This is a genomic window from Nonomuraea angiospora (assembly GCF_014873145.1).
In the GTDB taxonomy this organism is placed as follows: Bacteria; Actinomycetota; Actinomycetes; order Streptosporangiales; family Streptosporangiaceae; genus Nonomuraea; species Nonomuraea angiospora.
Window position 1 is genome coordinate 1,611,328 of record NZ_JADBEK010000001.1, and the last position, 20,479, is coordinate 1,631,806.

The 20,479-nt window shown below is 73.7% G+C and carries 15 protein-coding genes and 2 riboswitches; of the genes, 12 read left to right on the plus strand and 3 right to left on the minus strand.

Translation table 11 applies throughout. The features are described from left to right. Window positions 1–6 precede the first annotated feature (6 nt). Window positions 7–1,005: a M23 family metallopeptidase gene (locus tag H4W80_RS07350; protein ID WP_225963306.1), complete on the minus strand. Its 999-nt coding sequence runs from the start codon at window positions 1,003–1,005 to the stop codon at window positions 7–9. Window positions 1,006–1,215: 210 nt separating this feature from the next. Here H4W80_RS07350 and H4W80_RS07355 point away from each other — a divergent pair, with 210 nt between their 5' ends. Continuing rightward, the gene (locus H4W80_RS07355; RefSeq protein WP_192784366.1) at window positions 1,216–4,044 is read left to right on the plus strand and encodes an AfsR/SARP family transcriptional regulator; all 2,829 of its coding nucleotides are present in this window, start codon (window positions 1,216–1,218) and stop codon (window positions 4,042–4,044) included. Here H4W80_RS07355 and tenA read toward each other — a convergent pair. Together tenA and H4W80_RS07365 are read right to left on the minus strand one after the other, a co-directional pair. Then, window positions 4,025–4,732 carry a thiaminase II gene (gene tenA, locus H4W80_RS07360; RefSeq protein WP_192784367.1) on the minus strand — a complete coding sequence of 236 codons (708 nt, stop codon included), beginning with the start codon at window positions 4,730–4,732 and terminating at the stop codon, window positions 4,025–4,027. The genes H4W80_RS07355 and tenA overlap by 20 nt on opposite strands. Continuing rightward, a riboswitch (TPP riboswitch) is annotated at window positions 4,724–4,819 on the minus strand. (Overlaps the previous gene by 9 nt.) A gap of 25 nt (window positions 4,820–4,844) precedes the next feature. Beyond that, complete coding sequence (locus tag H4W80_RS07365; RefSeq protein ID WP_318786744.1) at window positions 4,845–6,044, minus strand: MFS transporter; 1,200 nt, start codon at window positions 6,042–6,044, stop codon at window positions 4,845–4,847. 59 nt (window positions 6,045–6,103) lie between these two features. Here H4W80_RS07365 and H4W80_RS07370 point away from each other — a divergent pair, with 59 nt between their 5' ends. From H4W80_RS07370 to H4W80_RS07420, 11 genes are all read left to right on the plus strand, one after another. Further along, entirely contained in the window at window positions 6,104–7,078 is a 975-nt protein-coding gene (locus H4W80_RS07370) for an ArsR/SmtB family transcription factor (protein WP_318786745.1), read from the plus strand. A 72-nt stretch (window positions 7,079–7,150) separates the two neighbouring features. Further along, a riboswitch (SAM riboswitch) is annotated at window positions 7,151–7,271 on the plus strand. 54 nt (window positions 7,272–7,325) lie between these two features. Continuing rightward, window positions 7,326–8,441 carry an ABC transporter substrate-binding protein gene (locus H4W80_RS07375; protein WP_192784368.1) on the plus strand — a complete coding sequence of 372 codons (1,116 nt, stop codon included), beginning with the start codon at window positions 7,326–7,328 and terminating at the stop codon, window positions 8,439–8,441. Continuing rightward, window positions 8,420–9,523, plus strand: a complete 1,104-nt coding sequence (locus tag H4W80_RS07380) for an ABC transporter ATP-binding protein (protein ID WP_318786746.1) — start codon at window positions 8,420–8,422, stop codon at window positions 9,521–9,523. Before H4W80_RS07375 ends, H4W80_RS07380 begins: the two co-directional genes overlap by 22 nt. After that, window positions 9,520–10,377 carry an ABC transporter permease gene (locus H4W80_RS07385; RefSeq protein ID WP_192784370.1) on the plus strand — a complete coding sequence of 286 codons (858 nt, stop codon included), beginning with the start codon at window positions 9,520–9,522 and terminating at the stop codon, window positions 10,375–10,377. Before H4W80_RS07380 ends, H4W80_RS07385 begins: the two co-directional genes overlap by 4 nt. Further along, a complete protein-coding gene (locus H4W80_RS07390) occupies window positions 10,370–11,170 on the plus strand; it encodes an ABC transporter permease (RefSeq protein ID WP_192784371.1) in 801 nt (266 codons plus the stop codon). Before H4W80_RS07385 ends, H4W80_RS07390 begins: the two co-directional genes overlap by 8 nt. A gap of 26 nt (window positions 11,171–11,196) precedes the next feature. Continuing rightward, window positions 11,197–13,344, plus strand: a complete 2,148-nt coding sequence (locus H4W80_RS07395; RefSeq protein WP_192784372.1) for a hydantoinase/oxoprolinase family protein — start codon at window positions 11,197–11,199, stop codon at window positions 13,342–13,344. 2 nt (window positions 13,345–13,346) lie between these two features. Next, window positions 13,347–15,350 carry a hydantoinase B/oxoprolinase family protein gene (locus tag H4W80_RS07400; RefSeq protein WP_192784373.1) on the plus strand — a complete coding sequence of 668 codons (2,004 nt, stop codon included), beginning with the start codon at window positions 13,347–13,349 and terminating at the stop codon, window positions 15,348–15,350. Beyond that, on the plus strand, window positions 15,347–16,603 hold the full coding sequence (locus tag H4W80_RS07405) for an amidohydrolase (protein WP_318786747.1): 1,257 nt from the start codon (window positions 15,347–15,349) through the stop codon (window positions 16,601–16,603). The genes H4W80_RS07400 and H4W80_RS07405 overlap by 4 nt, the downstream gene beginning before the upstream one ends. Window positions 16,604–16,907: 304 nt before the next feature. Further along, window positions 16,908–18,329 (plus strand): RICIN domain-containing protein, encoded by a 1,422-nt coding sequence (locus H4W80_RS07410; protein WP_192784374.1) that lies wholly within the window; start codon window positions 16,908–16,910, stop codon window positions 18,327–18,329. Between the two features lie 100 nt (window positions 18,330–18,429). Next, on the plus strand, window positions 18,430–19,374 hold the full coding sequence (locus H4W80_RS07415) for a cucumopine synthase-related protein (protein ID WP_192784375.1): 945 nt from the start codon (window positions 18,430–18,432) through the stop codon (window positions 19,372–19,374). Next, a complete protein-coding gene (locus H4W80_RS07420; protein WP_192784376.1) occupies window positions 19,371–20,459 on the plus strand; it encodes an NAD(P)/FAD-dependent oxidoreductase in 1,089 nt (362 codons plus the stop codon). Before H4W80_RS07415 ends, H4W80_RS07420 begins: the two co-directional genes overlap by 4 nt. Window positions 20,460–20,479: the final 20 nt, after the last annotated feature.

Sequence of the window (20,479 nt, forward strand, 5' to 3'; positions counted from 1 at the left end):
GGGGGTTCAGCTCCCGCAGTGCTCGGACGGGCTGTTGTACGTGCTGGATCCGGCCTTGCCGCCCCACTTCACGCACTTGCCGGCGGCCGCGGCGCGTACCGGGCCCGCGTAGTACTCGAAGTTGCCGGTGTCGGTGGCCCGGGTCTTGCCCTCGACCTCCAGGTAGGCGGTGGTGGCGGTGGCCTTGCCGAGCGAGGCCTTCTTGATCGTGGCGACGCAGTTGTTGCCGTTGCCGGAGTTGAAGGTCAGGTAGACCGTGCCGCTGGAGCCGAGGGCCGCGGAGTCGATGACCTTGTAGCCGGCGCCGCACACGGACTCGGCGGTGTGCGGGTTGGTGGAGCCGCCACCGCCGCCGCACTTGTTCTTCGAGGTCACGCTGGCGTTCGGGTAGCCGAAGGTGGCGCCGTTGAAGGTGGCCTTGCGGATGTTGCTCGGGTAGCTCGTGCCCTGGCGCACCTCGTAGTGCAGGTGGGGGCTGATGTTGTTGCCGGGCTTGCTGGTGTTGCCGACCGTGCCGATCTTCTGGCCCTGCGTGACCTGGGCGCCGGCGGAGACCGAGCGGACGGTCAGGTGCGCGTAGTACGTGGTCCAGCCGCCGCCGTGGTCGATCTTGACCAGGTTGCCGTAGCCGTTGGTGGAGCCCTGGTGGGCCGAGATGACCACGGTGCCGGCCGCGGCGGCGACCACGGTGTCACCGCGGTCCGCGTCGGCGGTGCTGCCCCGGTTGAAGTCGATCTCGTACGACTTGTGCGCGCTGCTGTTGCTGGAGTTGCCCGTCCACGTCTGGCCACAGGGGAACGGGAGCTGGAAGCTCGGCGCCGCCAGGGTGGAGACCGGCGGGACGTCCACCTGGTTCGCCGGGTTGCCCATCTCCCCCTCGTCCTCCTTCGAGGTGGACGTCGGGGACGGAGACGGGGTGGGAGCGGCCCACGCGGTCGCGATCGGGCCGGTCGTGAGGCTGAAGAGCAGGGCGAACCCGGCCGTAAGCACCCCTCTGGGTCTCATGCGGATACCTTTCTGCACGCGCCGGAGGGGCGATGTCCCCCCGGCGCCGCGAATCTGTCCGTTGGATCTCTCGAAGCGCTCTTGCTGGGGATCAAGATTGCGAGTCCGGCATACAAAGAACATCCAAAATCGGTATAAAAGGCCTTCCAGCTTGAACGCTTCACCCAACGGACGCCCCGCACGGCGCCCAGCTCAGGAGAACGCGCGGTCATGGTGGTTGAACAGCCCGTATTCAGTGTTCTTGGGCCGTTACAGGTCCGGGGCCAGGAAGGGCCCCTGCGCATCGCGGGGAGGAAGCCCAGGCTCCTGCTCGCCTCGCTGCTGCTGGAGGCCAACGAGGTGGTCAGCTCGGAGGCCCTCGTCGAGGTGCTGTGGCCGCGGGCACAGCCGTCGTCGGCCGTGGCGAACCTGCGCACGTACGTGAGCACGCTGCGCTCGGCCGGCGTCCAGATCGAGGCCCGCGCCTCCGGTTACGCGATGCAGCTCGACACGGAGCGGCTGGACGCCCTGGAGTTCGAGGACCTGGTGGCCAGGGCGCGGGCGGCGGGGCGGAGCGACGAGGCGGCGGAGCACTTGCGGCGGGCGCTGGCGTTGTGGCGCGGCACCCCGCTCGGCGACCTGCCCGCCAGCCCGCTGTGGGACGGGCGGCTGCGCGCGCTCACCCAGGCCCGGCTGGCCGCGGTCGAGGACCTGGTGGCGCTGAAACTGGCCCGCGGCGAGCACGCCGCCGCGATCGACGACCTGCGCGACCTGATCGGCGAGCACCCCTACCGCGAGGACCTGTGGCAGCAGCTGATCCTCGCCCTGCACCACAGCGGCCGGCGGGCCGAGGCCCTGAACGCCTACGCCACGATCAGGCGGCAGCTCGTGGACGAGCTGGGCATCGAACCGGGCCAGGACTTGCGTGACGTGCACGCGTCCGTGCTGGCGGGCGACGCCCCGCCCGCGCCCGTCGCGGCGGCGCCGCACCAGCTGCCCGCGGACGTGCCGGACTTCACCGGCAGGGCGCGGGACGTCGCGGCCGTGACGAGCGCCCTGTCCGCCGGGGCGCACCGGCCGGACGGGCCGCCCGCGATCGCCGTGGTGACCGGGCCGCCGGGAGTGGGCAAGTCCGCGCTGGCCGTGCACTGCGCCCACGCGTTACGGGCGGGCTACCCCGCCGGCCAGCTCTACCTGTGCCTGGGCGGCACCGACGCCGAACCCGCCGATCCGCTCGCCCTCCTGGCCGAGGCGCTGCGCGCGCTGGGCGTCGCGGAGGCGGCGCTGCCGCCGACCGTGCGCGAGCGGGCCTCCCTCTACCGTTCCCTGCTGTCCGAGCGCCCGATGCTCGTCCTCCTCGACGACGCCGCCGACACCGCCCAGGTACGCGCCCTGCTGCCCGGCAGCGGCAGCGCGGTGCTCGTCACGAGCCGCCGGCGGATCGCCGAGCTGCCCGGCGCGCTCCAGCTCGAACTCGACGTGCTGCCGCCCGCGGAGGCCGAGCAGCTCCTGGGCCGGATCGTCGGCCCCGAGCGGGTGGCCGAGGAGCGCGAGGCCGCCCAGGCGATCGTGCGCTCCTGCGGCCACTTACCGCTGGCCGTCCGGGTGGCCGGAGCCCGTCTGGCCGGACGGCCCGGATGGTCGCTGGGCGTGCTGCGGCAGCGGCTGGAGGACGAGGCCGGCCGCCTCGACGAGTTACGCGCCGGCGACCTGGAGGTACGCGGCTCGTTCGAGCTCAGCTACCGGCGGCTGTCCGACGACGCCGCCCTGGCCTTCCGCGCGATCGGCCTGCTCGGCGAGCAGTCCGTGCCGGGCTGGGTGGCCGACGCGGTGCTCGACCGGCCCCGGTCCGACGCCGTCGTGGACACCCTGGTGGACGCGAACCTGCTGCGGCTGGCCGGCACCGACCCCGTCGGCCAGCCCCGCTACCGGCTCCACGACCTGATCCGCTGCGCCGCCAAGGAGAAGGCGGGCGGCGACACCGAGCGGAACGCGCTGGCCCGGGTGCTCGGCGGCTGGCTGACCGCCGCCGAGCACGCCTCCTTGCGGCTGCCCACGACTCTCTTCGGGCTGACGTCCGACCTCGCGCCCCGCTGGAGCCTGGAGCGGGAGACCCTCGGCCGCCTGACCGCCCAGCCGCTGTCGTGGTTCGACGCCGAGCGGGAGTCCCTGGTCGAGGCCGTACGGCTGGCCGCCGGCGCGGGCCTGGCCCAGTCCGCGTGGGGGCTGGCCGCCACCCTGGTCCCCTACTTCGACCTGCACTGCCTGCTGGAGGAGTGGCAGCTGACGCACCGCCTCGCCCTCGACAGCGCCCGCGCGGCCGGCGACCGCCACGGGGAGGCCGCCATGCTGCGCGGCCTGGCCCAGGTCTGCCTCTACCAGGACCGGTACGCCGAGGCCGAGGACATGTTCAAGCGGGCCCGCGCCATCTTCCGCGAGCTGGGCGACACCCGGAGCGAGGCCATCTCGATCTGCGGGCTGGCGGCGGTCAGCCAGTTCTCCGGCCGGCATCTCAAGGCGCTCGGGTCCTTCCGGCACGCGCTGGCCATGTTCCTGGCCATCGGCGACCGCAGCGGCGAGGCGTACGCGCGGCAGGCGATCGGGCGCGTCTACCTGTCGCTGCGGGACCTGCAGCAGGCGTCCAGGTGGCTGGGGGACGCGCTGCGGCTGGCCGAGGAGCTCGGCGACACCCACCGCGAGGGCTGCGTGTCGATGCAGCTCGGCCGCATGTACGACCTGTTCGCCCAGTCGGAGCGGGCCATGCGCTACCAGGGGCACGCGCTGGACATCTTCGAGGCGCTCGGCGACCGGCACTGCGGCGCGTACGCGATGCGGAACCTGGGCGGCCTCCAGGTGGCCAGGGGCGACCGTTCGGACGGCTCCGACCAGCTGGAGCGCTCGCTGGTGATCTTCCAGCAGCTGGGGGATCGCAGCGGGGAGGCGGACACGTACCAGACGCTCGGCGAGCTGTACCGCTCGTCCGGGCGCACCACGCTGGCCACCCATTACCTGCACCAGGCCCGCGAGCTGCGCAGGGAGCTCAGCGAGTCGTTCGCGTGAGCTCGGGCCGCAGCCACTGCCCCGTGGGCCAGGTCTCCAGGCGCCAGGCGCTGTCCCAGAACATCCACTCGTACTCGGTGGCCCGGCAGAACGCCTCGTCCATCGCCCGGCGCGTCTCGGCGTCGGCGCTGTCGGCCAGCCGGTCGGCGATGGCCTTGGCCTGCTCCACCGAGGCGGCGAAGGCGGGGTCGGAGTAGGTGGCGATCCAGGTCCGGTACGGGTGGTCGGCCGCGCCCGCCGTACGCCGGAGCAGCGCCGCGCCGACGTCCTGGTAGACCCAGAAGCACGGCAGCACGGCGGCGGCGAGCACGGGCAGGGGCGCGGCCAGGGCCGTGGCCTGGAGGTAGGAGGAGTAGGCCAGGCACGTCGGCGAGGTGGCCACGGCCGCCGTCTCGCCGGCCGTCAGCCCGAACTCCTCCAGGTAGCCGGTGTGCAGGGCCCGCTCGACGACCAGCGCCGTGTGGGCGCTCTGCGCGAAGAACGCGGCGTCGGCCGGGGAGGTGGCGCGGGCCGAGGCGGTCGCGAGGACCTTGGCGTAGGCCACCAGGTAGCGCCCGTCCTGGACCAGGTAGAACGCGAAGCGCTCGCGGTCGAGGGTGCCGTCGCCGAGCGCGGCGTTGAACGGGTGGTCGTGGATCGCCTGGAGCAGCGTCTCCGTGCGCGCCCAGATCGTGTCACAGAAGGTCACCGGTGACGTCCCTTCGCTAGTGCGAACTAGATCAGGTTCGACGGGTGTGATCTCAGCCCGGCAGCCCGGGCACCCCGCGTCGCGGCCAACGCTAGCAGAACGCGCGACCCCGTCAGAGGCGAGGGGCCGCCTCTCGCACACCGCCCGGGCGCAGCGCGCCCGCCAGCGCCAGCGCGACCAGGATCCCGGCACCGCCCGCCACCGCGATCGCGGGCCCGGGCGCGATCAGCTCGCCGAGCGCCCCGACCAGCGCCGCCCCGGCCGCCTGTCCCGTCATCAGCCCGGACGACTGCAGCCCGAACGCCTGCCCCCGCACCTCCTCGGGCACCGACTCCACGAACCGCCGCTGCAACCCCAGCTGGTACGACAGCCCCGCGGTCGCCACGGCGGCCAGCACGGCGGCCCACACGATCCCCGGCCCGAGCGCGAACCCCACCCAGGGCACGCCGAGCAGCACCGCCAGCGGGAACGACAGCCGCTCCCGCAGCCCCGGCGCGGCGAACCGGCCCACCGCGAACTCCCCCACCGCCATCCCGCCGGCCGCCGCCGCGAGCACCACCCCGGCCTTCCCCTGCCCGCCCAGGTAGGGCACCACCATGGCCTCGGCCCCGGCCAGGCACACGCACGGCAGCCACCCCGCCAGCAGCAGCCCGCGCACCCGCCCGTCGACCAGCAGCCGCCGGTTGACCCGCAGCGTCTGGCGCACCGCGCCCGCTCGCGCCGCGCCCCGGGCGGGCCGGTACGGCAGTCCGGCCCGCAGCACCACGGCGGCCACCGCGGCCAGGCCCGCGGTCGTGGCCAGCGCCCCGGAAGGCCCGGCGACGGCCAGGAACGCGCCCCCGGCCGCCAGCCCGGCGATCTGCGCGCTCGCGGAGGCCACGTTCAGGACCGACCGCCCCAGCACGAACGCGTCGCCGGGCAGCACGTCGGGCAGCATCGCCGCCCGCGCGGCGAAGAAGACCGGCGTGAACAGCCCCGTGACCAGCACCAGCGCCAGCATCGCCCAGACCGGCAGCCCCCCGAACGCCAGCAGCAGGCACGTCACCGCCCTGACCACCTCGCCGGTCACCATCAGCGCCCGCGGCGGCAGCCGGTCGGCCAGCGAGAGCAGCAGCAGCCCGCCCACGATGAACGGCAGCCAGCCCGCCATGTACGCCGCGGCCGACAGGCCGGCCGAGCCGGTCCGCGCGTAGACCAGCACGGACAGGGCCAGCATCTTGATCGAGTCCCCGCCGACCAGCAGCGCGAAGCTGCCGAACAGGACCCGGAACTCCTTGACGGCGAACACCTCGCCGAACGTCGCCCCTTGCACGTCCACGATGGTGCGGACCGGACCGGCGAGCTGGCGATTGTTTCGGATATAACCGAAAGGTGCCGGTAAGAATCGAGGTCACGCCACAGGACCTGGTGGCCACCAGGTTCGCGATCTCGCCGCTGATCGAGACCATGCACGCGCAGTGGGTGCTGGCGGGCCGGCTGGAGGCGGGCGTGCACGGCCGGTGGGCCGCGCGGTGGCGGGGCGCGTACCGGGAGCTCGAACGCGCCCACCCCGTGCTGCGGGCCGCGGCCGCGATCAGCGGCAACCGGCGCGGCACGAACGTCGCCTTCATCGCCCCGCCGCCGACGGCGGTGGACGTGCCGTTCGAGGCGGAGCTGGCCGCCATGCGCGCGACGCCGCTGGAGCAGGCGCACGCGGAGATCGCCAGGGCGCTGGCCGGGCGGCCGGCGGCGGGTGAGGCCGGGGAGCTGCTGGCGGGGCCGCGGGTGGTGGAGCGGTTCGCCGACGCGTACGAGGCGCTCTGGACGCGGATCCTCTCCCACGACTGGCCGCGCTTGCGCGCGATCCTGCAGCGCGACGTCGCCCATCGGGCGGGCCGGCTGGCGGCCTACGGCTGGGCGGCGGCGCTGGAGGACCTCAGCCCGCAGGTCCACTGGCGGCCCCGGGGGCAGATCGAGGTCGAGCTGACCACCCTCCACGGGCTGCGCCGGCTCGGCGGCAAGGGGCTGCTCTTCCTGCCGTCGGCGTTCACGACCGCCGTCGGGGCGTACCTGGAGGACGCCTGGCCGTACGCGATGATCTACCCCGCGCGGGGCGCCCTGGCCGCGCCCGCCGCGGCCGACGACGGCCTGTCGGCCCTGATCGGCCGCAGCCGCGCCCGCATCCTCGCCGAGCTGGCCGAGCCCGCCACCACCACCCAGCTCGCGGCCCTGCTGGGGCAGAGCGTGGGCACCACGGGCGGCCACGTGGCGGCGCTGCGCAGGACGCGCCTGATCGCGGGCACCCGCGTCGGCCGCGGCGTGCTGTACGCGCGCACCCCCCTCGGCGACGCTCTGGTCAACGGGTGATAAAAAAGACAAACACCACTAAATCCTCCCTCGACGCCATATCCAGGTAAATCCTACTGATACAGTCGCTTATGTCACGAGTCCAGTGCGAAGCCCCGGCTTGCTGGACGGCAACCCTCCCACCGCGGCGGGGTGCCCCGGGTGATGACACGGTCGTCGAGCTGAATGGTGCTCCTGGCGGCAAGCGCGGATGTCGAGTCGTGCTGCCACGCGCCCTTGGCCGGCTGCTCGAAAAGGGAAGGTAAAGATGAAGGGCGGATTCACTCGCCTCGCGGGACTGGGCATGGTGGTCGCGCTGGCGGTCACGGCCTGCGGCGGCGTCGACACGGCCGGATCCACTGGCGGTTCCACGGGCGGTTCGCCGGGCACGGGCGCGGCCAGGCAGGAGCTCACGGTGACCGCGTTCGCGGGCGCGTGGGGAGAGCTGTTCAAGAAGTCGTTCGTGGAGCCGTTCGAACGCGACACCGGCGCCAAGGTGAACCTCGTCTACGGCGCGAACGCCGAATGGCTCACCAAGCTGCGCGCGGCCGGCGGCAAGAACCCGCCGTTCGACGTCATCGCGTTCACGCCGGACGCGTCGCTGCCCGCGGCCTCCGCCGGGCTGCTCCAGCCGCTGGCCACCGACCGGCTGGCGCACTTCAAGGAGCTGGACCCGGTGCTCGCCGGCAAGTCCGCGTACGACGGCAAGCAGTACGGCGTGCCGCTGACCACCGGCTCCACCGGCCTCCTCTACCGCACCGACAAGATCAAGACGCCGCCCGCGGACTGGGCGGACCTCTTCGACAAGCAGTACTGCGGCCACATCGCCCTCCCGCCGCTCACCTACAACCCCGGCCTGGAGTTCTTCTCCGCCCTGGTCACCTCCCAGGGCGGCACGCTGTCCGACCCGGCCGCCGTGGACAAGGCGTTCGACAAGCTCGCCACGCTGAAGGGCTGCGTGTCCTCCTTCCCCGCCAACGCGGGCAACGCCGCCACCGTCATCGAGAACGGCGACGCCTGGATCATGCCCTTCTGGGACGGCCGCGCCTTCGCCATGGCCCAGGCCGGCTCCCCGATCGGCTTCACCTACCCCAAGTCCGGCCCCGTCGGCGCGCTGACCTCGTACTTCGTCGCCGCGGGCACCCAGAAGAGCGACCTGGCGAACAAGTTCCTCGACCACCTGACGGCCGCGCAGAACCAGAAGCCGTTCGCCGAGGGCACCTGGTACGCCGCGGGCAACGACTCGATCTCCTACAGCGAGCCGTTCGAGCAGAAGGTGAAGCACGGTCCCGACGTCTTCAAGAAGTTCATCTGGGTGGACTACGCGGTCGCCACCCCCAAGCTGAACGAATGGCAGCAGCGGTGGAACCAGATCTTCGGCTGACCCCGGAAGAAGGCGGCGGGCACGTCGAGATCGAGGGGCTCGCCGCCGGGTACGACGGCGCGCGCGTCCTCGACCTGGACCGGCTGTCGATCCGCAAGGGCGAGTTCCTGTCGATCCTCGGGCCCAGCGGCTGCGGCAAGACGACGCTGCTCAACTGCGTCGCCGGCTTCGTCCAGCCCACGGCCGGGCGGATCGTGATCGACGGCTCCGACGTGACCGCGCGGCCCCCGTACCGGCGGGGCCTGGGCATGGTGTTCCAGAACTACGCGCTCTTCCCGCACATGACCGTGGCCGCCAACGTGGCGTACGGGCTGCGCGTGCGCCGGCTCGACCGGCGGGAGCGGGACGAGCGGGTGCGGGAGGCGCTGAGCCTGGTCGGCCTGGAGGAGTACGCCGGGCGGCGGCCCCGCCAGCTGTCCGGCGGGCAGCAGCAGCGGGTCGCCCTGGCCCGCGCGCTGGCCATCCGGCCCGCCGTGCTGCTGCTGGACGAGCCGCTGTCCAACCTGGACGCCAAGCTGCGCAGGGAGATGCGGGTGGAGCTGCGCGCCATCCAGCGGCGCATCGGCACCACCATGGTCTTCGTCACGCACGACCAGGAGGAGGCGCTCGCGCTGTCCGACCGGGTGGCCGTCATGAACGGCGGCCGGGTCGAGCAGCTCGGCACCCCCGACGAGGTCTACCGGCGGCCGGCGACCCGGTTCGTCGCGCAGTTCATCGGCGCGGCCAACGTCCTGGAGGGCACGGTGACCGCCTCGGGCGCGCTCGACTCCGGCGGGATCGTCGTCGAGTGCGGCCTCCCCTCGCCGCGGCCGGGCGCGCGCGCCGTCGTCGCCGTCCGCCCCGAACGCATCCGCCTCACCACACCGGGCCCCGGGGCCACTGGGGTGGCCGGGACGGTCGGGTATCGGGCCTTCGCCGGGGACGCCTGGCACGTCGAGGTGCGGCTGGCCGACGGGCGCACCCTGAGCGTGCAGGTCGCCGACACCGGCGCGGGCGCCGAGGACCCGCCCGGCGCGGGCACGTCCGTGCTCGCGCACTGGGATCCGGCCGACGTCATCCTCCTGGAAACGGAGGCGCCATGACCCGCCGCCGGGCGGGCCTGCCGTACGCGCTGCCGCTCGTCGCCTTCCTGGCCGCCCTGTTCCTGGTCCCCCTCGTCCGGCTGCTGCGGCTCAGCTTCAGCCCCGTCGACGCCTTCAACGCGGCGCTGCCCGGATTCACCTTCGAGCAGTACGCCCGGGTGTTCACCGAGCCGTACTTCTACGGCTCCCTGCTCCGGACGCTGGCCACCGCGCTCCTGGTGGCGGTGCTGTGCGTGGCGCTGGCGTACCCGGCCGCCTACCTCCTGGCCCGCCGGCGCCCCGGCGTGCTGCGGACCCTGCTGTTCGTCATCGTGATCTCGCCGCTGCTGACCAGCGTGGTGGTCCGCACCTACGGGTGGGTCGTGCTGCTGTCCGGCAACGGGCTCGTCAACCGGGCGCTCGTCGGCTCCGGGCTGCGTGACCAGCCCGCCCAGCTGCTCACCAGCTACCCGGCCGTCGTGGTCGCGGTGACGCACGTGCTGCTGCCGTTCGCGATCATCCCGCTCACGACGGCGCTCGGCGGGCTGGACCGCAACCTGCACCGGGCCTCGCAGACGCTCGGGGCCGGGCCGATCAGGACGTTCCTGCGGGTCACGGTCCCGCTCAGCCTGCCCGGCGCGGTCACCGGCGCCCTCATCGTCTTCGCGCTGGCCATGGGCATCTACATCACGCCGCTGCTGGTCGGCGGGGTGACCCAGCCGCTGACCGGCATCCGGGTCTACGACCAGGTGACGACGGTGTTCGACTACCCGGTGGCGGCGGCGCTGAGCTTCGCGCTGCTCGCGCTGACCGTCGTGTCCACGGGGCTGCTGGCGGGCGTGTTCCGGATCTGGGAGAGGCGCCTTCATGGGTGAGCGGGGCTACGACAGGATCGTGCGGCTGGTGGCCGCGGCCCTGGCGGCACTGGTGTTCCTGTTCCTGATCGCGCCGCTGGTCGTGCTGGTGACGAGCTCGTTCAACCAGGCGGGCTCGATGGCGTTCCCGCCGTCGGGGCTGTCGCTGCGCTGGTACGCCGAGGTGCTCGGCTCGCCCGACTGGCAGGTCTCGTTCCGGCTGAGCGGCCTGCTGGTCCTCCTGGTGGTGCCGACGACCGTGGTCATCGGGACGCTGGCGGCGTACGGGCTGACGCAGGGGTCGTTCCCCGGCCGGCGGCTGCTGCAGGGGTTCGCGCTGTCGCCGCTGATGGTCCCGGAGATCATCGTCGCGCTCGGCCTGCTCTACTACTTCCACGGCGTCGGCCTCGTCAACTCGGTGACCGGGCTGTGGCTGGCGCACTCGCTGGTGGCGCTGCCGTTCGTGGTGCGGGCGGTCATGGTGAGCGCCGCGCAGCTCGACCCGGCGCTGGAGCGGGCCGCCCTGAGCCTGGGCGCCGGCCGGGTCCGGGTGTTCCTGACCGTGACGCTGCCGCTGCTGCGGCCCGGCATCCTCGCGGGCGCGATCCTCGCCGCGGTCACGTCGCTGGGCGAGGTCGCCGTCACGGCCCTGGTGGCGGGCGCGAACACCACGACGGTGCCGCTGCGCATCTTCTCGGCCGTGCAGTACCAGCTCGACCCGTCGATGGCCGCGGTGTCCACGCTGCTCATGGCGGCGAGCGTGGTGGTGATGGTGGTCGCGGACCGATTCGCTCGCATTTCGGAGGCCCTGTGACAAGCACAGTGACAAGCACGGGTGCGGTGACCGCGACCGGCGCGCGGATCGGCATCGACGTCGGGGGAACGTTCACCGACCTCGTGGCCTCCGTGCCGGAACGCGGCCTCGTGGTGCACCACAAGGAGCCGAGCACGCCCGCCGACCCGTCCCTGGCGGTCGCGGACGGGCTGGCGGCCCTCCTCGCCCGCGCGGACCTGCGGCCGGAGGAGGTCACGGGCCTCGTCCACGGCACCACGATCGGCCTGAACGCCGTCATCCAGCGGCGCGGCGCGCGCATCGCCCTGGTCGTGACCGAGGGCTACCGCGACATCCTGGAGATCGGCCGCAGCCGCATGCCGTCCTCCTTCGACCTGTACGCGGGCAAGGAGGAGCCCCTCGTCCCCCGCAACCTCATCGTCGAGATCTCCGCCCGGCTGGGCCCGGGTGGCGCGCCCGTGGCCGAGCCGGACGCGGCCGAGCTGGACCGCGTCGCCGCGCGGCTGCGGGCCACCGGGGCCGACGCGGCGGCGGTCGTGATCCTGCACGGCTATACCGACCCGGCCTTCGAGGAGGGCGTCGCGGCGGGCCTGCGCGAGCGGCTGCCCTTGCTGCCGGTGACGGCCTCGGCGACCGTGTGGCCCGAGGTGCGCGAGTACGAGCGGGCCCTGGTGGCCTGCATGAACGCCTACATCCAGCCGCTCATGCGCGACTACTTCGCCCGCCTGGAGGGCCGGGTGCGCGGGCTCGGGGTGTCGGCGCCGATCTTCATCAGCGCGTCCAACGGCGGCTCGATGAGCCTGCGCTCGGCCGCTGAACGGCCCGTCGAGACCGTGCTGTCGGGGCCGGCCGCCGGTGTGGCCGCGGCCGCCCGGCTGGGCGCTGGGGCCATCGTCACGTTCGACATGGGCGGGACCAGCAGCGACATCGCCGTGTCCGTGGACGGCTCGCCCGAGCTGGCCACCCACACCACGGTGGGCGGGCTGCCGCTGATCGTGCCGGTCGTGGCCGTGCACGCGATCGGGGCCGGGGGCGGGTCGGTCATCCGGGTGGACGGGCAGGGCGTGCTCAAGGTCGGGCCGGGCAGCGCGGGCGCCGACCCCGGGCCGGCGGCGTACGGGCGGGGCGGCGACCGGCCGACCGTGACGGACTGCTACCTGGCGACCGGGCTGATCGACCCGCGCACGTTCCTCGGCGGCCGGATGCCCCTCGACGCCGGCGCCTCGTTCAAGGCCCTGTCGGGCGTCGCCTCCCACCTCGCCTCCGGGGGCGAGCGCGGGGAGCTCCCCGGCGGCGACGCGGCCGGGCCGGATGGCGATGTGGCCGGGCTGGACGGACCGGGTGGCGATGTGGCCGCGTACCGGGTGGCGGCGTCGGCGCTGCGGGTGGCGACGGCGGGGATGGCGACCGAGCTGCAGAAGATCATGGCGCAGCGCGGGCTGGACCCGCGGCGGTTCGCGCTCGTGCCGTTCGGCGGCGCGGGCCCGACGCACGCCGCCATGCTCGCCGAGGAGGTCGGGATCGCGCACATCGTGGTCCCGCCGACCGCCGCCACGTTCTGCGCCCTGGGCGCGGCGGGCGCGGACCTGCGCCGCGACTTCGCCCGCAGCCTGCGCCGCCCCCTGGACGCCGCGAGCGCCACCCGCCTGGCGGGCGTGCTGGCCGAGCTGTCCGCCCAGGCCCGGGAGTGGCTGGCCGAGCAGGACGGCGGGGCCCGGTCTCGGGGACGGCTGTCGTTCGCGGCCGACATGCGCTATTCCGGCCAGGCGTACGAGCTCCGCGTCGCCCTCGACCCCGGCCGCCTGGACGCCGGGACGGTCTCCGAGGCCTTCCACGCCGAGCACGAGCGCCTGTACGGCTTCCGCGACCAGGGCGCGACCGTCGAGCTCGGCACCGCCAGGCTCGGCGTGGTCGGTCCGGCGGCCGAGCTGCCGCCCGCCGCCGTCCCCCCGGGCACGGGCGCGCCCCGTCCAGCGGCCCGCAGGCGGGTCCTGCTGGCCGGCGCCTGGCACGACGCCCGCGTCCACCTGCGCGAGTCCCTCGGCGTGGGGGACGCGTTCGACGGCCCGGCGATCGTCGAGCAGGACGACACCACCGTGGTCGTGCCGCCCGGCTGGTCGGCGGACGTGGACGAGGCCGGCAACCTGCACCTGCGCCGGACGGACGGCGCCCAGAATCCTCGTCGGAAGGCCTGAACGTGCGGCTCGACCCCGTCACCATGGAGATCGTCGGCAACCGGCTCAGCGCCATGACCGAGGAGATGTGCCTCACCCTCCAGCGCACCAGCCGCTCCCTGTACGTCAAGGAGACCGCCGACTTCTGCTGCGCCTTCGCGGGCCTGGACGGCGGCTTCGTCGCCTACCCGCGCGGCATCGGCGTCTCCGGCTTCGTCGGCCTCAACGTGCTGACCGCCGTACAGGCCGCCGGCCCGCTGGAGCCCGGCGACGTGATCATCACCAACGACCCGTACCGCTCCGGCGGCCTGGCCACCCACCTGACGGACATCCAGCTCATCGAGCCGTATTTCCACGAGGGCGAGCTGGTCGGCTACGGCTGGGCGTTCATCCACTGCTCCGACATCGGCGGGCGGGTGCCGAGCAGCCTGTCGCCGGTCAACGACGAGATCTTCCAGGAGGGCCTGCAGATCCCGCCGGTCAAGCTGGTACGCGCCGGGGAGCCGAGCCGCGACGTCGAGGCGCTGATCACGGCCAACAGCCGCACCCCCGAGGCGAACCTGGGCGACATCAGGGCCATGCGCGCGGCCCTGCGCACCGGCCGGGAGCGGCTGGCCGGCGTCGTCGCCCAGCACGGCCTGCCCACGGTGCTCGACGCGCAGCGCGACCTGGTCGAGTACACCGCGGGCAAGGCCCGCGCCGCCCTGGCCGCGCTCGGCGACGGCACCCACCGCTTCGTCGACTACCTCGACGACGACGCCGTCTCCAGCCTCCCGGTCCGCCTGTCGGTCACCGCGACGCTGCGCGCGGGCGACCTGCACCTCGACTTCACCGGCACGGATCCGCAGGTCGCCGCGGCGTTCAACATCGCGACCCTGGGCCGGCCGCACGCCTGGATCACCACCAGGGTGCTCGCGCTCATCTGCACCCTCGACCCCGGCATCGCGCTCAACGCGGGGCTCATCGCCCCGATCACCGTCACCACGCCCGAGGGCTCGCTGGTCAACCCCGTGCACCCGGCCGCCGTGGGGGTGCGGCACGCCTCGGCCAACCGCGTCAACGACGCCATCGGCGGCGCGCTCGGGCTGGCCGCCCCGCACGTGCTGCCGGCGGCCTCCAGCGGGCTGGTGGTGCCCGTGGTCGTCGCCGAGCAGCGCGGCTCCGGCCAGAACGTGCAGGTCCTGGAGCCGATGGTGGGCGGTACGGGGGCCCGCGAGGGCGCCGACGGGGTGGACGGCCGCGACAGCGGCATCTCCAACCTGTCCAACAACCCGGTGGAGACCGTCGAGACGGAGATCGGGGTCGAGATCCTCAGGTACGGGCTGCGTACCGACTCGGGAGGCGCCGGGCGCTGGCGCGGCGGGTGCGGGCTGGAGCTGACGTTCCGGGTGCGCGGGGAGGGCTCGAAGCTGCTGGCCCGGGGGCTGGAGCGGATGTGCTTCCGCCCGTGGGGCGTGCGCGGCGGCGGCCCGGGCGCGGCCACCGAGCTGATCGTCAATCCGGGCACGGCCCGGGAGCGCAGGCACTTCAAGATCGACGTGCTGCCGCTGGAGCCCGGTGACGTCGTCACGCTGCTGACCTCGGGCGCGGGCGGCTACGGCGACCCGTACACCAGGGATCCGGAGGCGGTGCTGCGGGACGTGGAGCGGGGCGTGGTCTCCCGGGAGGCGGCGGCGCGCGCGTACGGGGTGGTGCTGGCGGAAGGGGATGGCGGCCTGGCCGTGGACGGCCCCGGCACGGCGCAGGCCCGCGGCGAGCACCGCCCGGACCTGGTCGTCAACGACGGCGGGCCGGAGCGGCGGGCGTGGGAGTCGGTGTTCGACACCGCCAGCGTCGACCGCCTGGTGGCCGCCCTGTTCCGGCTCCCCCGCCCGGCCCGCACCCCGCGCAGGACGGCCCTCTACACCGCGGTCCTGGCCGCCCTGCCGGCCGGCTTCCCCAGGACGCCCCCCACCCCCGATGAGCGCGACGCGGCCCGCCGTACCCTCGTCCAAGAGATCACCGAACTGGAACGGAGGTCGGCGTGAGCGAACAGGACGCCGTCGACGCGATCATGGCCGGGCTCGCGGGCCCGGCGCTCGACGAGCTCGCCGAGCTGTATCGGGACCTGCACCGGCACCCCGAGCCAGCCTTCGAGGAGGAGCGCACGGCGGGCATCGCCGCCGAGAGGCTGCGGGCGGCCGGGTTCGAGGTCGTCACGGGCCTCGGCGGCACAGGTGTGGCGGGCGTGCTGCGCAACGGCGACGGCCCCACGGTGGCATTACGGGCCGACATGGACGCGCTGCCGGTCCTGGAGGCCACGGGCCTGCCGTACGCGAGCACCGCCACCACGCCCGGCGGGGTGCCGCTCATGCACGCCTGCGGCCACGACATGCACGTGGCGTGCCTGATTGGCGCGACGCACCTGCTGGCGGCCGGCCGGGACCGGTGGCGGGGCACGCTCGTGGCGCTGTTCCAGCCGGCGGAGGAGATCGCGGCCGGGGCGCGGGCCATGCTGGACGACGGGCTGTTCGACCGGATCGGCACCCCCGACGTCGTGCTCGGCCAGCACGTCTTCCCCGACCCGGCCGGGACGCTGCTCGTCAGCCCCGGCGAGATCCTGGCCGCCGCCGACAGCATGGAGATCCGGCTGTACGGCCGGGGCGGCCACGGCTCCCAGCCGGAGCGGACCGTCGACCCGGTCGTCCTGGCCGCCTCGACCGTCATGCGCCTGCAGACGGTCGTCTCGCGCGAGATCTCCCCGTTCGAGCGGGCGGTGCTGACGGTGGCCCAGATCCACGCGGGCCACAAGGAGAACATCATCCCCGACGAGGCGTCCATCACGGTCAACCTGCGCTCGTTCTCCCCCGAGGTGCGCCGCACCTTGCTGGCGGCCGTGGAGCGGGTGGTCAACGCCGAGGCGGCCGCCTCCGGCGCGCCCCGCCCCCCGGAGATCCGCACGCTCAGCGCCTTCCCGCTGACCGTCAACGACGGCGACGCCACGGCCCGGGTGCGCGAGGCGTTCGCCGGCCGGTTCGGCTCCGAGCGGGTGCCGGTCATGGAGCCGCTGATGGGCAGCGAGGACTTCGGCCTGTTCGGCTCCGAGGCGGGCGCGCCGTCGGTCTTCTGGGGCCTCGGCGGCGCCGACCCCGAGCTGTACGCCCGCGCCGAGCGTGAGGGCCGGCTGCGCGAGGACGTGCCGGGCAATCACTCGCCCTTCTTCGCGCCCCAGCTCCTGCCCACGCTGCCCACGGGGGTCGAGGCCCTGGTCACCGCCGCCCTGGCCTGGCTACCGGCGTGACGGCCCGGCAGCTCGTGAGAGGCCCCCGGGCTTCTCACGAGCTGAAAGTTTCACGTGCCGAGCTGGGCGGACGTCGCCGGGCGAGCGCTCGGCTGGTGCCCGAGTCCGGCCCGATCTAGGGTGACGGTGCCTGTCCGGCGCCGGCCGTGCACCTCGTGGACGGGTGCCCCGACCGGTGCCGGAGCGGCATTCCTGGCGCGCCCCCACGCGAAAGGGCCCCCCGATGGCACCTCGCCACCGCCTCCCGGCGGCGTCCGGCACGTCTACGACGTCACCGTCTTCGCGAACCGCGCCGGCTGACGCCATGTCCCGTCTCCTGACCCTGCTGGCCGGGCTGTGCCTGGCGCTCACGCTGACCCCCGTCGCCCCGGCGACGGCCGCACCCGTGACCGTGCCGGTCGGCGCGCAGTTCACCGACACCTCGGGCAACCTGCTGCACGCCCACGGCGGCGGCGTGATCAAGGTCGGCTCGTACTACTACTGGTTCGGGGAGAACCGCAACGCCGACGGCACCTTCCGCTACGTCTCCGCCTACCGCTCGGCCGACCTGCGCACCTGGGAGTTCCGCAACCACGTGCTCACCCAGTCCAGCTCCGCCGAGCTGCAGGTCGCCAACATCGAGCGGCCCAAGGTCGTCTACAACGCCGCGACCGGCCGCTTCGTCATGTGGATGCACAAGGAGAACGGCCGGGACTACGGCGAGGCGCGGGCCGCCGTGGCCGTCTCGGCCACGGTGGACGGCGCCTACACCTACCTGCGCAGCTTCCGGCCGCTCGGCCACATGTCGCGCGACATCACCGCGTTCGTCGACACCGACGGCACCGGCTACATGATCTCGGCCGCGAACGAGAACTACGACCTGCACGTCTACCGGCTCAGCGCCGACTACACCGACGTGGCCGCGCTGGCGCGCGTGTGGTCCGGCGACCACCGGGAGGCGCCGGCGCTGTTCAAGCGCGACGGGGTGTACTTCATGCTGACCTCGGGCGCGACCGGCTGGCAGCCCAACCAGGCCCAGTACGCCACCGCCACCAGCATCACCGGCACGTGGAGCGCCTGGCAGAACGCCGGCGACTCGCAGACGTTCGGCTCCCAGCCGGCCTACGTGCTGCCGGTGCAGGGCACGTCCGGCACGTCGTACCTGTATCTGGGCGACCGGTGGGCCGGCGCGTGGGGCGGGCCCGTCAACGACTCCCGGTACGTGTGGCTGCCGATCCAGTTCCCGAGCAGCACGTCCATGAGCCTGACCTACGCCCGCCAGCTCACCGTCGACGCGGCCGCCGGCACGATCGCCGCGACGGGCACCGGCTACGACCGGCTGGCGGTGCGGCACTCCGGCAAGTGCGCCGACGTACGCAACGCCTCCACCGCCAACGCGGCCGCGGTCATCCAGTACGCCTGCGGCGGCGGCGCCAACCAGCAGTGGCGCGTCCAGTCGATCAGCGGCGGCTACGTGCAGGTCGTGGCCCGCAACTCCGGCAAGTGCCTGGACGTCAACGGCGCCTCCACCGCCGACGGGGCGGCGCTGCAGCAGTACACGTGCGGCCCCGGCGCCAACCAGCAGTGGACGCTGCAGGACGCGGGCGGCGGCTACCTGCGCCTGGTGGCCAGGCACTCGGGCAAGTGCGCCGACCTGCCCGGCTCCGCACAGGCCGACGACGTGCAGTTCAAGCAGTATCTGTGCAACGGCGGCCAGAACCAGCAGTTCACCCGCACCCCACTGTGAGCCAGCGAAAGCCTCAAACCACAGAAGAGCACGTCAAGCACGGGTAAATACCCACACCCCACCTCTTTCGCCACAAATCGTGACGTTAGAGTGACATATTGTGAACGAATCGAAGCGTGTGGAAATCACCTGGCCCAGCCTCGGCATCACCGTGGCCGCCGAACTCGACCAGCGCAACCGCGCCCTGGCCCAGTGCCTCTGGGACGCCCTCCCCTACCGCAGCCTGCAGGGGCACGCCCTGGTCGCCGGATATCACCTCTACCACCTCGCACCGGTCCATTCGCTGCTGCACACACCAGCGGAATACCGCGTGGACCGGCGTACCGTGCCCGACGGCACCCTGTTCTGCTCGCGGCTGCAGCATCTCGGCATCAAGTACGGCGAGCTCACCGAGCCCATGACCGCCACCCCGATCGGCCAGGTCGTCCCGGAGGACCTCGACGCCCTGGTCCAGGCCGGCCGCGACGTCTGGCACTCCGTCTACACCACCAAGAAGCCCGTCATCGCCGAAGTACGCCGCGAGGGCGAGCCCAGCGGCCACCAGCTCCCGCGCCTGCCCATCGGCGACCCGCAGCTCAACGAGCTGGTCAAGGACGTGCACGCCGAGACCGAGCGCATCTGGCTGGACCCGCCCCGCGAGCTGCTCGACCTGCACGCGGGCCGCATCCCGTCCGGCGCCGGCAGCTACGAGACGGTCCTGACCACGCTGCTGTTCGTCAACGGCGAGACCCGGCCGCTCGGCTACAGCTGCTACGGCGGCCTCGTCCGCGCCGCCCTCGACGGCATGCCGATGCCGTGGCTGCGCCAGATGACCCGCCAGCTCGCGCACACGCCCGCCGAGTTCCTCGGCTACTGCGGCCTCGACACCCTGTGGGGCTTCACCCAGCGGCTGCTGGACGGGCTCGACCGGCTCGACGACCACGAGGACTTCGTCTCCGTCATGGCCCACATGGCCCTGTACTGCAACTGCCTCGGCGGCTGGAACCTGCACCTGTTCCCCTGGGAGGCGGGCGAGCACCTGCGCCGCGAAGAGGCGCCCGCATGAGCGGTCCGCGGGTGGTGGTCGTCGGCGGCGGCGTGATCGGCCTGTCGATCGCGTACCACCTGGCCGAGGCCGGCGTCGACACCACGCTGCTGGAGCGGGACACGCTCGGCTCCGGCGCCTCGCGCGCCACCGCCGACGTGGTCCGCTCCTACTTCGCCGGCAACCCGGTCAGCTCGGCGCTGGCCGTGCGCAGCCTCGCGGCCTACCACGCCTTCCCGACCAGGCCGGGGATCGACCTGCCGCTGCGGCAGGTCGGTTACCTGGTGCTGTTCACCGAGGCCGACCAGGTGAGCGCGTTCGAGGCCGACCTGCCCGCCCAGCACGCCGCCGGCGTCGACGTGAGCCTGATCAGCGCGCAGGAGGCCAGGGAGCGAAACCCGCTCATCGGGGACTTCCCGCTGGCCGCCGCCGCGTACTCGCCGCAGGCCTACATCTCCGACACCACGGCCATCGTCACCGCCTACGCGCGGGCGGCCGAGCAGGCGGGCGCGACGCTGCGCACCGGCTGCCCGGTCACCGCCATCGACACGCGGGCCGGGATCGTGCGGACCGCCGCCGGCGAGGTCAGCGCCGACGCCATCGTGTGCGCGGCCGGGGCCTGGTCGGCCTCGCTCGTCCGCGGGGCGGGCGTGGACCTGCCGCTCACCGAGCCCATCGAGCAGGAGCTGCTCACCACCGACCCGCTCCCGCCGGACACGCCGGACATCCCGGTCACCCTGCACGCGGCCACCGGCCTGCTCGTCCGGCTGCGCGGCGACCGGCTGCTCATCGGCATGGGCTACCCGGGGCCCGACCGGGAGGCGTGGCGGCGGCAGGTCGCCGAACGCCTCGCCGCCACGTACCCGAGCCTGGCCGGGCTCGCGCTGCACACCGCCGTCACCGGCCTGCGCGACGCCAGCCCCGACAAGACCGCCTTCATCGGCCACCACCCGGGACCGCCGGCCTTCCTGTACGCGACCGGCTTCTCCGGGCACGGCCTGTGCAACGCGCCCGCCGCCGGGGAGCTGGTCCGCGACCTGTACCTCGACCAGGACCCCGGCTTCGACGTGACCGCGCTGGCCTTGAGCCCGCGCCGCGCGGGATGACCCAACGACAGACGGACGGG